Source organism: Desulfocastanea catecholica, from assembly GCF_054657295.1.
In genome coordinates this window covers 58,444-70,966 of the sequence record NZ_BAAHYZ010000024.1, presented here as the reverse complement: position 1 = coordinate 70,966, position 12,523 = coordinate 58,444, and the positions used below count along the sequence as shown (strand labels likewise).

General features: G+C 51.3%; 13 protein-coding genes and 1 tRNA gene. 3 read left to right on the top strand and 11 right to left on the bottom strand.

Annotation, left to right across the window (positions count from 1 at the left end):
* The first annotated feature begins 121 nt into the window (after positions 1–121).
* Positions 122–2,383: a thioredoxin domain-containing protein gene (locus tag ACYQ8U_RS18420; protein WP_459947028.1), complete on the top strand. Its 2,262-nt coding sequence runs from the start codon at positions 122–124 to the stop codon at positions 2,381–2,383.
* Positions 2,384–2,449: 66 nt separating this feature from the next.
* Here the strand turns inward: ACYQ8U_RS18420 and ACYQ8U_RS18415 are convergent, their stop codons facing one another.
* Together ACYQ8U_RS18415 and ACYQ8U_RS18410 are read right to left on the bottom strand one after the other, a co-directional pair.
* Positions 2,450–2,947: a ferritin-like domain-containing protein gene (locus ACYQ8U_RS18415; protein ID WP_459947027.1), complete on the bottom strand. Its 498-nt coding sequence runs from the start codon at positions 2,945–2,947 to the stop codon at positions 2,450–2,452.
* 87 nt (positions 2,948–3,034) lie between these two features.
* Complete coding sequence (locus ACYQ8U_RS18410) at positions 3,035–3,241, bottom strand: hypothetical protein (RefSeq protein WP_459947026.1); 207 nt, start codon at positions 3,239–3,241, stop codon at positions 3,035–3,037.
* Between the two features lie 501 nt (positions 3,242–3,742).
* On the opposite strand from ACYQ8U_RS18410, the gene ACYQ8U_RS18405 reads away from it, so the two are divergent.
* Positions 3,743–4,045, top strand: coding sequence for a hypothetical protein (locus tag ACYQ8U_RS18405; protein ID WP_459947025.1), 303 nt, complete (start codon positions 3,743–3,745; stop codon positions 4,043–4,045).
* 103 nt (positions 4,046–4,148) lie between these two features.
* Here ACYQ8U_RS18405 and ACYQ8U_RS18400 read toward each other — a convergent pair.
* From ACYQ8U_RS18400 to ACYQ8U_RS18375, 6 genes are all read right to left on the bottom strand, one after another.
* Positions 4,149–4,233, bottom strand: a tRNA-Leu gene (locus tag ACYQ8U_RS18400).
* Positions 4,234–4,242: 9 nt separating this feature from the next.
* A complete protein-coding gene (secG, locus tag ACYQ8U_RS18395; protein WP_459947024.1) occupies positions 4,243–4,647 on the bottom strand; it encodes a preprotein translocase subunit SecG in 405 nt (134 codons plus the stop codon).
* 19 nt (positions 4,648–4,666) lie between these two features.
* Entirely contained in the window at positions 4,667–5,425 is a 759-nt protein-coding gene (tpiA, locus tag ACYQ8U_RS18390) for a triose-phosphate isomerase (protein ID WP_459947023.1), read from the bottom strand.
* A gap of 24 nt (positions 5,426–5,449) precedes the next feature.
* The gene (locus ACYQ8U_RS18385) at positions 5,450–6,631 is read right to left on the bottom strand and encodes a phosphoglycerate kinase (RefSeq protein ID WP_459947022.1); all 1,182 of its coding nucleotides are present in this window, start codon (positions 6,629–6,631) and stop codon (positions 5,450–5,452) included.
* A 73-nt stretch (positions 6,632–6,704) separates the two neighbouring features.
* Positions 6,705–7,127, bottom strand: a complete 423-nt coding sequence (rimI, locus tag ACYQ8U_RS18380) for a ribosomal protein S18-alanine N-acetyltransferase (RefSeq protein WP_459947021.1) — start codon at positions 7,125–7,127, stop codon at positions 6,705–6,707.
* 24 nt (positions 7,128–7,151) lie between these two features.
* A complete protein-coding gene (locus ACYQ8U_RS18375) occupies positions 7,152–8,369 on the bottom strand; it encodes a type I glyceraldehyde-3-phosphate dehydrogenase (protein ID WP_459947020.1) in 1,218 nt (405 codons plus the stop codon).
* 196 nt (positions 8,370–8,565) lie between these two features.
* On the opposite strand from ACYQ8U_RS18375, the gene sfsA reads away from it, so the two are divergent.
* Positions 8,566–9,264 (top strand): DNA/RNA nuclease SfsA, encoded by a 699-nt coding sequence (gene sfsA / locus ACYQ8U_RS18370; protein WP_459947019.1) that lies wholly within the window; start codon positions 8,566–8,568, stop codon positions 9,262–9,264.
* A gap of 14 nt (positions 9,265–9,278) precedes the next feature.
* On the opposite strand, the gene ACYQ8U_RS18365 is transcribed toward sfsA, so the two are convergent.
* The 3 genes from ACYQ8U_RS18365 to lepB are packed head-to-tail and all read right to left on the bottom strand — an operon-like array spanning position 9,279 to position 12,177.
* Entirely contained in the window at positions 9,279–10,553 is a 1,275-nt protein-coding gene (locus ACYQ8U_RS18365; protein ID WP_459947018.1) for a dihydroorotase, read from the bottom strand.
* A complete protein-coding gene (locus ACYQ8U_RS18360; protein ID WP_459947017.1) occupies positions 10,550–11,524 on the bottom strand; it encodes an aspartate carbamoyltransferase catalytic subunit in 975 nt (324 codons plus the stop codon). The genes ACYQ8U_RS18365 and ACYQ8U_RS18360 overlap by 4 nt, the downstream gene beginning before the upstream one ends.
* A gap of 8 nt (positions 11,525–11,532) precedes the next feature.
* Complete coding sequence (gene lepB, locus ACYQ8U_RS18355; RefSeq protein ID WP_459947016.1) at positions 11,533–12,177, bottom strand: signal peptidase I; 645 nt, start codon at positions 12,175–12,177, stop codon at positions 11,533–11,535.
* Positions 12,178–12,523 lie beyond the last annotated feature (346 nt).

Sequence of the window (12,523 nt, the reverse complement as noted above, 5' to 3'; positions counted from 1 at the left end):
CTTTTTCGTTAGAAGTTGAACAGCATTGAGCAGGCAACAAAAATTGACTTTTTCGCCAGCCGACACCACTCTGTAAGATATACATGAAACGACATGACTGCTGAAAACAGGAGGAAGATTGATGACCTTGACAATGACTTTGATAATTATAAGCGGAATTGCCATGACTCTGTTGCCGATGGTGGCAGTGTCCGTCTACGGAGTTAACGGGAGCGACAAGGATGAAAACCGGATCGCTCGGCAAGTGCGAAAAAAGCTGTCTTCCGGAGAAAAAGCAAACCGGCTGATCAAAGAACAAAGCCCCTATCTGCTGCAGCATGCCTTTAATCCGGTTGACTGGTATCCCTGGGGCGAAGAGGCTTTAGCCAGGGCAAAAAAAGAAGATAAACCGATATTTTTGTCCATCGGTTATTCCACCTGCCACTGGTGTCATGTCATGGCCCATGAATCCTTCGAAGACCCGGATATTGCCGGCATCCTGAATAAATGGTTTGTCAGCATCAAGGTCGACCGGGAGGAGCGGCCTGATATCGATCAGATGTACATGGCGGCAACCCAGGTAATGACCGGATCCGGCGGCTGGCCCATGTCGGTTTTTCTGCTGCCGGACGGCAGTCCCTTTTATGCAGGCACCTATTTCCCGCCAACAGCGATTGGCAAACATCCCGGTTTCGCCGACCTGCTGACAGCCATCCATAAGGCCTGGCGGGAACAGAGGGAACAAATACAGCAATCGGCGAGTCGGATGGTTGCCGCGCTTGAGACCGGCAATGCGGCCGGCTCCGAGGTCATTAAACCCGATGTCCCTGAACGTTGCTTCCGCATGCTGGAACAGAGTTATGATCCGGACGAGGGCGGTTTTGGCCAGGCACCAAAGTTTCCCCGGCCGGTGGTCCTGTCCTTTCTTTTTTCACACTACCTGGCCACCGGCGAGACAAAGGCCGAGGATATGGCTTTATTCACCCTGCGGAAAATGGCGGCGGGCGGCATGTATGATCAGCTCGGTGGCGGATTTCATCGCTACTCGGTCGATGAAAACTGGTTTGTGCCCCACTTTGAAAAGATGCTCTACGATCAGGCCCAACTGGCCGACGCCTATCTTGATGCATATCAGCTAACCGGTGAGGCAGAGTATGCGAGGATCGCCAGGGAGGTTTTTATCTATCTGCTGCGCGATATGCGTGATCCGGCCGGCGGTTTTTATTCGGCCGAGGATGCGGACAGCGAGAATCCCTATAGTCCCGGACAACATGGCGAAGGGGCCTTTTACCTCTGGACGAAAGAGGACATCGTCAAGAGACTGGATGCTCGGGCGGCGGACATCTTCATCGCCTGCTACGGCATTAAAGCTGACGGCAACGTGCAGCCGGACCCGATGCGGGAATTTTCCGGCCGAAATATACTCTATCGAGCTCAGAGCGATGAGGAGGCTGCCGCTCTTTTTACATTAAGCAAAGAACAGATTACCGAAAGTCTTACTGCCTCAAGGAACCTGCTCTTCACGGCGCGCGAGCAGCGACGAAGGCCGCATCTCGACGACAAGGTGATTACCGCCTGGAACGGCATGATGATCGGCGCACTAGCCAGAGGAAGCAGAGTTTTGCTCGATCCGCTCCTCCTTACCGCCGCAATCCAGACGGCAACTTTCCTGCAAGAGAGGCTGTATGACAGCACAAATCACACCTTACTGCGCCGTTATCGAGGAGAACAAGCCGGCCTGGCCGGACAACTTTCCGATTACACCTATCTTGTCGATGGCCTGGTTAAGCTGTACCTGGCAAGCCATGATCCGCAATGGCTGCGCTGGGCCGTGAATCTGACCGAGCGGCAGCTCGAGCTGTTCTGGGACGAGAAGGGAGGTTTTTTTTACGACAGTGTCATCGACCCGAGTATCAAGATCAGAATGAGGGACAGCAATGACGGTGCCGAGCCTGCCGGCAATTCCATTGCGGCGCACAACCTGCTGCGTCTTGGCCGGCTGCTCAACAAACCCCAATGGCAGCACATGGCACGACGACTGATAGAGTCGTTCAGTGAAATAGTCCACCGCTATCCGCCGGCCCTGCCGCTTATGCTCACCGCCTGGCAAGATATCAAGAGTAAACAATCCCAGGTGGTCGTAGCCGGCGAACGTGGAGCGGCGGACACCGAGGCCCTGCTGCGTGTTGTAGAGAGAAGCTTCAGCAGAAACCGCCTGCTGCTGTTAGCCGACAATGGAGAAAACCAGGCATATCTTGCAGAACAATTGCCCTTTCTTAAAACCGTAGTCCACCTCGAGGGCAGGGCAACCGCCTACCTCTGTGTCGACTTCACCTGTACACTGCCGACAACCGATCCGGTAGCCCTGCAACAGCGGCTGGAAGAGGAAAAAACAACCTTCTGACGTCAATGCAACTTCTCTGCCGCTGAAAATTCAGCAATTACTTCTTGGAAGAGCTACTGCGCTCTCCTAATAGGGATCCAAATGGTGCCATTCGGCATTTTCAAGCCAGTGTCCCGGTTCCGGCCTCGAAACGAATTCGACGATGTTTTCCATGATGCGAAAATGCTTCTCTTCTTCTTTGGCCAACTGCTTGAGAAGCAATTTTGCCTGCCTGTCTTCTACTTCCTCAGCCTTTTCCAGATAAAAATTTCGACTCATTTCTTCAATTTCACGCGCCTTTCGATATGCGTTCGTCTCTTCTGTCGTATCAATACGGGGACCTATTTTAATATCCCGCATTTCAATGAAGATATTCTTTACATTTTCCAGTATCCGCGTCTCGACAATTTGCGGCAGGTCACTGCCGAAACGTAACTGCTCGATGAGCTTATAGTGTTTCACCTCTTCATCGGCCAGCATGACGAATATTTTTTTCAGACCTGCGTTGCCGCTGTTATCGGCTAATTCTCGATAATATTTTTCTCCGTCTTTTTCCATCTGCATGGCAAAATCATAAATATCCATCAACACCTCCTTTGTTTGTCCTCCGTCCAGCCCACCGAGAAGATGTAAGGCAAAACAACACGTCAGAAGAGATTTAAGTGCCGCTATTTATCTATGGGTCGGATCGGCGGCACCGCCCTCATAGGCACACTGTTTAAAATCGATTGGCTGGTGGCATTTTTTACACGTATGTTCACGGTTGAACTCATCGGAAAAGATTTCTATTTCCTCACCGCAGTTTTGGCATTTGCAGATAAATGACTTGAGATTTTTAAAAGACTCAAATCCAGGGCAATGGCTACTTGGCGTATTCATATTGAACTTCTCCTTTGTTAACATATGCTTTTTATTGGATTGACTACCTGACAAAAACCTAACCATACATCCATAACAAAACACCTTCTGTTTTTTGTAAGGACTGAGCGCCTCAAAGTCAAGGAACGTATCAATAATCAATTTCTACCACCCGCTGCTTGTCATAGAAAAGGGACATCTTATAATATATAAAACAGGTTTGTTCCAGTCCTGCCGGTAATATTTCCACAAACCAACCGTCAGCCCGGGCCGCCGACAATTGGCAGACCGGTGCAAGACAATTGGACATTCAGCGATATTCCCCATGAAAAAAAGCAGGACTGAAGAGACCTGCAGGAAAACACGAACTACTCCACAATCCCAGGAGATTCGAGGATTGCCAGTCCATGGAGAGGAGGAAGAGGCGTTTTAACACCATTTTATGACAATGATGGTCAAAAGATGCTCGTCAGCGACCTGCCATCATCCAATGGCCTGGTTTATAACACGAAGGAGATCGCCATGGAACTTAATGATTACTGCGAAAGCGTTAATACGGAACTCACCATGTGGAAAGCAAGATTGTACGACGTGATCAGCAAAATTGATCATTTGCCCACCGGTGACAAGCAGCGGATGTATGAGGAAGTCAACGGGTTACATATCATTATGGCTGAACTCGAGGACAGGATTGAAAAACTGCGGACCGAGTGTCCTACTGAATGGAAACCGGTTAAGGAAGAGATCAGTGCCAAATTCTCAGGACTGAGCAACAAATACAATGATACCACCGGAGTACTTTTCGACTACGATTTCGGTGGGTAACCCGTTCCATACTAATCCGCTGTGAGCTTTCACAAAAAAAACCCGCGAACTGTTGCCAGTCGCGGGTCTGAAAAGACTTGAGTGAAAGTCTTTATTTTAAACATGGTGCCGAAGGCCGGAGTCGAACCGGCACGGGTCTCCCCACACGCCCCTCAAGCGTGCGCGTCTACCAATTTCACCACTTCGGCACACATATGTTATTCTTTCTTTGTCTCTTCTACGGCTTTTTCTTCCACCGCTTGATCTTTCTCTGCGGGTTTATCTTCCCCTGCCGGTTTCTCCATGACCATGTCTTCCTTGGCCAGTGGCTGGGCAGCCTCAACCGGTGCTGCCGGTTGGCTGACGCTTATCTCACTCATTACCGAAGAACTACTCGACTGAGATGAAATATACGCTAATGTGACGGAAGTCAACATAAAAATGATCGCGACTGCCGTAGTAATCTTATTGAGCAGTGGCAACGGACCTTCCGTACCAAAAAGTGACTGGCTGGATCCACCAAATGTAGCACCGATATCCGCGCCTTTACCATGCTGGAGCAAAACTATGCCAACCAGAAAGAGGCAGACAACAATGTGTACAATTGTAAGTAGAGTATCCATGCAATAACAGAGTAAAGATTTATTTAAAATTAATTATTCGCCCAAATGACTGCGCATCAAGAGCGGCGCCACCGACCAGCGCCCCGTCAATATCCGGTTGTGCCATGAGTTCATCAACGTTGGTAGGCTTAACCGAGCCACCATACAATATTCGCGTTTGCTCGGCAACGTTTTTTTCGTAAATTTGTTCAAGGACTCCCCTGATGAAGGCATGGGTCTCCTGAGCCTGTTCTTTACTTGCAGTTTTACCGGTGCCTATGGCCCAGACCGGTTCGTAGGCGATAACCACCTTGGCCATATCGGTTGCAGCGACATCGGCCAGCCCCTTTTTAATTTGCTCATAAAGGACCGCAAAAGCTTTACCTGCCTCCCTTTCTTCCAGCGTTTCACCGATACAGAGGATCATCAGCAGGCCGAAGGATAGACCTCCCCTGAGCCTTTTATTGATCAACTCATCCGTCTCGCCAAAGATCTGTCGTCGTTCGGAGTGTCCGACAATCGCCGCACTCCCGCCGGCAGCCTGGACCATGACTGGAGAAATTTCTCCGGTAAATGGTCCTTTCTCCTCCCAGCAGACGTTTTGCGAACCGATGATGACCGGGCGGCCGTGCAAAATATGGGCAACTTCGCTTAAGATAGTGAAGGGCGGTGCCAGCAAAACTTCCCTGTCGGTAAAGTCGGCACAGGCACTGGCGACATCGACTGCCAACTGGCAGCCATCGACTGCTGTTGTATGCATTTTCCAATTACCGGCCATTAATGCTTTTCGTTTTCCCATCTCTGTCTCCAGATTTTTATACTCTCATAATTGATCAAGGGCAGCGACGCCGGGGAGTATTTTCCCTTCCATCAGCTCAAGAAAGGCCCCGCCACCGGTAGACATGTAAGAAATATTTCTTTCTTCGCCTGATTTTTTTACCGCGGCGTTCGTATCCCCGCCGCCGACAATGGACAGGGCATGCGCAGCAGCGACGTTTTGACACATGGCCATCGTTCCTCGGGCAAAGGCATCCATTTCAAATGCGCCCATCGGCCCGTTCCAGATAATTGTTTTCGCCTCATCGAGCACTTCTCCAAAAAGCAAGGTGGACGCAGGACCAATATCAAGCGCCATCCAGCCGGAGGGGATATCCCGAAAGGTAACATTTTTCGTTACTGCATCGGCAGCAAATCTATCGCCAACGACAAAGTCAACCGGCAGATAGAGCTTTAGTCCTTTGGCATCGGCGGCATCGACAAACTTCCTGGCGCTGTCAAGCAGGTCATCTTCCACCTTCGAGGCCCCGACATCAATGCCCATGCTTTTTAAAAAGGTATTGGCCATCGCCCCGCCGATAATCATCCGGTCAACCTTGCCGAGCATATTCTCAAGAGCGCCGAGCTTGGAAGACACCTTGGCCCCGCCAATAATCGCCACCAGAGGTCGTACAGGCTGATCCATGGATTTTTGGAAGTAGTCCATTTCTTTCTGCAGGAGAAAGCCCGCAGCCTTTTCCGCAATGCGGTCGGCAACCCCGACGACGGAGGCATGGGCCCTGTGCGAACAGGCAAAGGCGTCATTAATATAGACATCGGCAAGCCGGCCCAGCTGCTCCGAGAAGGCCGGATCATTCTCCGTCTCCTCCTTATGAAAGCGCAGATTTTCCAGCAGGACAATTTCACCATCGGACATTTTTTCCACCACCGCTTCGACTTCCTCGCCCACACAGTCAATGGCCAGGGTCACCTTGACACCGAGAAGCGATTCCAGATGCCGGGCCACCGGTGCCAGGCTGAACGCTTCGATCCGCTGGCCTTTGGGCCGGCCCATATGGGAACAGATGATCAATCGACCTTTTTCCTCGACGATATGGCGAATGGTCGGCAGCACCATACGGATCCGAATATCATCGGTAATCTGATTCTGGTCATCCATCGGCACATTAAAGTCGGCGCGAAGCAATACCCGCTTGGCTTGCAAATGAATATCCTGGATAGATTTCATGGCACATCCTCTCTCTTGTCTTGAAATTCTTTAAACAATATCAACACATTTCCCGTAGATCGGCATTGATGTACTACGCCACTTTCTTTTTCAGAATAAGTGCACTGTCAGGTGGATCCGTGTAGTAACCGGGCCGGGTTCCAACCTGCAGAAAACCATTCTTTTCATAAAAACGTAAGGCGGCACGGTTGCCGGATCGAACTTCCAGAAACAGGCAGGTAATTTTTCTTTTGTGTAACTCTAAAAAGAGATGCTCGAGCAGGATACACCCGATACCACGTTCCCTGTTCACTTTTTTTACAGCGATCTTGAGGAGTTCCGCTTCGGGCCACACCTCTCTGCAGGCATACCAGCCAAGAATTTCGTGCTCTGCCGATTCGGCGACACCTTGGCTGGCCCGAGGTATCCGCAACTCCTCGGCGAGAGATCGAGCCGACCAGGATGAAAGCGTTTCCCGTTCAATCGCGGCAACTGCATCAAGGTCGGCCTGAGCCATCGGACGTATTGTTACCAAAGGACGTTAAAACATCCCCTCGCCAATCTGCACGGTCAGATCGCCAAGCATATTGGTATAACTGCCCAACTCGTTATCATACCAGCCATAGACAACCGCCTGGGTAACCGGCACGTTGAGGATGGGATCAGCGCCAGGGGCGAGGCTTGCCGCCTTGGCTTTGGCCAGATTGACCTGAATATTTGCAGTTCGGGTATGGGTTTCCGTCCCTTCGATCACTGCGGCGGCCGCCGGTGCCCCGAGGATATCCGACGAAACATTCTGATTTTCGGAAAACAGCAGATAGCTATTCTTTGCGGCATATTCCCGGTAAATGGTGTTGACATCATTTCGCTTCATCGGACTATCAAGATCATCCTGCAGATTAAGGACCAGAATAATGAGCGAGCCGGAGGACGTTGGAATACGTACCGATTCCGCCATAAACCCGATAGTGGCCATTTCCGGAATGACCAGGGCAAGGGCCTTGGCGGCCCCGGTGGTGGTGAGGATAATGTTGTTGAGAATAGAGCGGTTCTTCCGCATATCAACGGCCCCGGCTTTAGGCAGCCTGTCGAGCACCTGCTGGCTGCCGGTTGCCGCATGGACGGTGACCATCGAGGCACTGAGAATCTTGTCCGCACCGATTTTTTCCATAAGCGGCTTAATCATATAGGAAAGGCAGGTGGTCGTACAGGACGCCGCGGAGATCAGCGAGTGCTGACTGGGGTTATACATTTCATCATTGATGCCCATTATCGTGGTTATGGCATCATCGGGCATGTCCAGCCCTTTTGATTTTATTTTAAACGGTGCGGAAAGAATTACCTTTTCAGCCCCGGCCTGCATATGCCCCCGGAGAGCACCGCTTGCCGCATCGGCGTCCGTCGTCGGATCGGTAAAGACCCCGGTGGTATCAACGACCAGTCGCACACCTTGTTCCTGCCAGGCGATGTCGCTCGGATTCCTCGAGGAACGCAGTATGGTGACCGGAATGCCGTTCACCAGCATCGTGCCTTTTTCTTCGTTGAGCTCCTCAATGACCCGAGGTGATTTATGACCGTGCAGATAGGTCCCCAAACGGCCATAGGTGGAATCTCTTTCAAGCATCGCAGCAAGATCTCCCAGTCCGCGACCGACTTCCCGGCCTATATTGGCAACAATTCCTGAAAAATGTTTGCGCGAAACATGGTGCCAAATTGAAAGTTTTCCAATTCTCCCCAAGCCGTTGATGCCTAATTTCATAGCTATGCCTCCCCTCTCTTAGTAGAATGGAATGACTCTACCGTTTCTTGTCCCAGCTCAAGTAGGTTTAAAAGAAACGATTCTTGATGAACTCGTAAAAAATCCTTATCTCGTACAAGAAGATGTTCATTACAAATATTTAGCACTAACTCTAACGATACGCAACCTTAAGATGCAGTAACCTAGCCTATTTGTTATGCGATTCACTTCCCCTCTGGTGCAAGGCACGCTCATAAAAAGATACAAACGTTTCCTGGCCGATGTACGCATGGACAGCGGCGAAATCATGACGGTTCATTGTCCGAATACCGGCACCATGCTGTCCTGCTCGGCCCCGGACAGCCGGGTCTGTCTTTCCAGATCGGACAATCGGCAACGGAAATATCCCTACACCCTGGAGATGGTCAAGAACCATTCCACCTGGGTCGGGGTCAATACGGCACGAACCAATAAGCTGGTGGTAGAGGCGCTTGAAAAAGGACAGATTACGGAATTTCCGGATATCGGCACTATCAAAAGGGAGGTCAGGACATCCGGCCACACCCGGCTTGATCTGCAGGTCAATCACGGTGACAGCGCTACCTTTATCGAAGTGAAAAACTGCTCTCTGGCCATTGATGGGTGCGCCATGTTTCCTGACGCGGTGACGACAAGGGGAGCCAAACATCTGCACGAACTTATTCGACTCACGGTCGAAGGGTGCAGAGCCTGTATTTTTTTTCTTGTGCAGAGAATGGATGCCGAGAGATTTTCTCCGGCGACGCACATCGATGCAATCTATGCTGCTGCTTTGCAGCAGGCAGCTGCCGCAGGAGTCATGGTGCTCGTCTATCAGGCAGAGGTCAGCCCGCAGGGCATTGACGTCGTGCGGCCACTGCCTTTTTCATTGGTGTAACTGAGGAGGTTATTCTAGAGATCTTTATGGGATATTCGACCGCCGACAATCGTCATGCAGGCCTTGCCCTGGAGCTCCCAGCCATCGAAGGGAGAATTCTTTCCTTTTGAAAAGCTTTCCTCAACCGCGAAGGTGAATCTTCTTTCCGGATCGACTACGGTGATGTCGGCCACCGCCCCCACATGCAGTGAGCCACCGGGAACGCCGAGAATGCGTGCCGGAGCACAGCTCATCAATTCAACAAGACGGGCCTCGTCAATGAGATTGTCTCGCACAAGTGCCAGACCGAGGGGCAGGGACGTCTCCAGCCCGACAATACCGTTTGCGGCGAAATTGAACTCGACCTCTTTTTGTAAAATCGAATGCGGTGCATGATCGGTGGCAATCGCATCCAGGGCACCATCCCGCAGCGCCTCTCTAACCGCCTGCCGGTCGCTTTCGCCCCTCAAAGGGGGACTCATCTTGGCGTTGGTATTGTAACCAAGAACCGCCTGTTCAGTGAGCGTAAAATAGTGCGGGGCGGTTTCCGCGGTGATGTTCACGCCCCTTGCCTTGGCGCTGCGAATCAGGGCGAGAGACTGCCCGGCACTGACGTGGGCGATATGCACCCGGGCCCCGGTCAGTTCAGCCAGGGCGATCTCCCGCTGCACCATGATGCTTTCCGCCGCAACGGGGATGCCGCCCAGACCCATCCGCGTGGAAATCTCCCCTTCATTCATGCAGCCGCCTTTACTTAAAGTGAGTTCCTCCGCATGGGACATGATCAGCATATCATGGGACAGGGCATATTCCATCGCCCGGCGCATGAGCTGGCTGTCGACGACCGGATGCCCATCGTCGGTCAGAGCAACCGCACCGGCCTTCTTCATTTCCCCGAACTCAGCCAGTTTTTCCCCTTTGCTTCCCTGACTTATGGCACCGACGGGATACACCCGTGCGGCGCACCCGGCACTTGCTTCGAGAATAAACCGCGTCAGGGCACCATTATCGTTTACCGGACTGGTGTTCGGCATACAGGCAACCGCGGTAAAACCGCCGGCGGCCGCGGCCCTTGTGCCAGTTTCAATTGTTTCTTTATATTCTTCGCCAGGCTCACGCAGATGGACGTGCATATCGATCAGACCGGGCACGACCCAGCGACCGGCCAGGTCGAAGAAATCAGCGCCGGCGGAATCGATAGACCCAGGCGGTACTATCAGCCCGTCGCAGACCCAGAGATCGGCGATCTCGTCGCGTTTTTGCAGCGGATCAATGATACGACCATTCTTAAGAACAAGTATTTTGCTCATCGACTCTCACCCTGCCCTTCACTGCCCTTACTTCCACCTAAAACCAGATATAACAACGCCATGCGTACCGCCACGCCGTTGGCGACCTGATCAAGAATAACAGATCGCCGGCCATCGGCCACGTCGGGGTTCAGCTCGACCCCCCGGTTAATGGGACCCGGATGCATGACGATAGCATCTTTTTTGGCCAGTTCCATCAGCTGTCGATTGACACCATAGAACCGCGAGTACTCACGCAGACTTGGGATAAGCGAGTCATTTTGCCTCTCCAGCTGAATGCGCAGCGTCATGACCACATCGGCATCCTGCACCGCCTCCTGCACGGAACCACAGACAATCGCCCCTAATCTATCGATATCTTTAGGCATAAAGGTTTGCGGACCGGCGAGACACACCTGCGCACCCATGCGGGTAAAACCAATGATATCGGATACGGCCACCCGGCTGTGCGCAATATCCCCGATAATAGCCAGCTTCAATCCGGCAATTTTCCCTTTATGCTCCATAACGGTCATCATGTCGAGAAGCCCCTGACTGGGATGCTCATGGGCGCCATCCCCCGCGTTGATCACCGAGGCATCAATGTGTCGTGCAAGAAGCTGGGGGGCGCCGGAACTCGAATGGCGGACTATTATCACATCCGGGCTCATGGCCTGAATGTTTCGGGCGGTATCGACCAGCGTCTCCCCCTTGGTCGCCGAGCTCGTTGAAGCGGAGATATTGAAGGTATCCGCACTCATCCGCTTTGCGGCAATCTCAAAGGACAGGCGGGTCCTGGTCGAGGGTTCAAAAAAAAGATTGACTATTGTCTTGCCGCGAAGAGTCGGCACCTTCTTGATCGGCCGGTTGGATATCTCGCGAAAAGACCGGGCCGTGGCCAGAATATGCGTAATGTCCTCGACGGACAGCTGCTCTATTCCGAAAATATGCTTATGCTGAAACTGGTAATCCGGCTGCACTTTTTCCACCATTGTCAAACTTAATCAATGAGATTGGCAAGCCTGCCAAATCTGATCGAGGTAAATCGCTCAAGGGAAAAGAGCGGCTGGTCAATGTCCCACGACCAGTAAAGAATAAAGGCCTTGCCAAGGATATCCCTTTCATCGACAAAGCCCCAGAACCGGCTGTCGTAGCTGTTGTCCCGGTTATCACCCATGACAAAGATGCGCTGTTCCGGCACCAGTATCGGACCCAGATTATCCCTCGGGCTGGCCTGCGCGTCTAAAACAGCCGGGGAAGTAAAGTGCGCATGAGGATCTTGAATGGCCTGTCCATTGATGAAGACTTTTTTGTCTTTGATTTCAACTGTATCACCAGGCGTTCCAACAACCCTCTTGATGTAATCGATCGACCTGTCCTTTGGAAAACGGAACACCACGACATCGCCATGCTGCGGGCTTTTAATGGGAACTAAAATTTTTCCGGTGAACGGTATTCTGATGCCATAAATAAATTTATTGACGAGCAGGTGATCGCCGATCAGCAGAGTCGGCAGCATAGAACCTGAGGGAATCTTAAAGGCCTGTACGACAAACGTCCGTATAAACAGCGCCAAAATAATCGCGACACAAATCGCCTCAAAATACTCCCTGAAAACAGATTTGTTTTTTCCTAGTCTGGACACAAGTCGACCTCTTTTAATGTGAAAATGAGTTGCTTAACATTTGCCTCGCAAAAAGTACTTGAAACACAGACTAATTACAAGCGAGTTCGTTTTTCGGGCAGGCAAAAAAACCGCTGCCGTGGCATCGATCAAATTTACCGACGCTACTATATGATGAGCCACGGTGGCGCAGTATTTCCATATATTGTGGAAAAGGCTTCTCATCCAGAGAAAATCCCCTCTATAACATCCTGGAAAATGTGCATTTCTATAGGCATTTCTCAAAAAAAAGATACATACTTTTCTTGACAATTTTTTTTTTCTGTGACCTAATATCGATATCTATACGAAAAAATAACAATTTTTT

Bases quoted from the DNA above. Each gene is read 5' to 3' on its own strand.
- ACYQ8U_RS18420 (WP_459947028.1), top strand. From the start codon at position 122: ATGACCTTGACAATGACTTTGATAATTATAAGCGGAATTGCCATGACT.
- ACYQ8U_RS18415 (WP_459947027.1), bottom strand. From the start codon at position 2,947: ATGGATATTTATGATTTTGCCATGCAGATGGAAAAAGACGGAGAAAAA.
- ACYQ8U_RS18410 (WP_459947026.1), bottom strand. From the start codon at position 3,241: ATGAATACGCCAAGTAGCCATTGCCCTGGATTTGAGTCTTTTAAAAAT.
- ACYQ8U_RS18405 (WP_459947025.1), top strand. From the start codon at position 3,743: ATGGAACTTAATGATTACTGCGAAAGCGTTAATACGGAACTCACCATG.
- secG (WP_459947024.1), bottom strand. From the start codon at position 4,647: ATGGATACTCTACTTACAATTGTACACATTGTTGTCTGCCTCTTTCTG.
- tpiA (WP_459947023.1), bottom strand. From the start codon at position 5,425: ATGGGAAAACGAAAAGCATTAATGGCCGGTAATTGGAAAATGCATACA.
- ACYQ8U_RS18385 (WP_459947022.1), bottom strand. From the start codon at position 6,631: ATGAAATCTATCCAGGATATTCATTTGCAAGCCAAGCGGGTATTGCTT.
- rimI (WP_459947021.1), bottom strand. From the start codon at position 7,127: ATGGCTCAGGCCGACCTTGATGCAGTTGCCGCGATTGAACGGGAAACG.
- ACYQ8U_RS18375 (WP_459947020.1), bottom strand. From the start codon at position 8,369: ATGAAATTAGGCATCAACGGCTTGGGGAGAATTGGAAAACTTTCAATT.
- sfsA (WP_459947019.1), top strand. From the start codon at position 8,566: ATGCGATTCACTTCCCCTCTGGTGCAAGGCACGCTCATAAAAAGATAC.
- ACYQ8U_RS18365 (WP_459947018.1), bottom strand. From the start codon at position 10,553: ATGAGCAAAATACTTGTTCTTAAGAATGGTCGTATCATTGATCCGCTG.
- ACYQ8U_RS18360 (WP_459947017.1), bottom strand. From the start codon at position 11,524: ATGGTGGAAAAAGTGCAGCCGGATTACCAGTTTCAGCATAAGCATATT.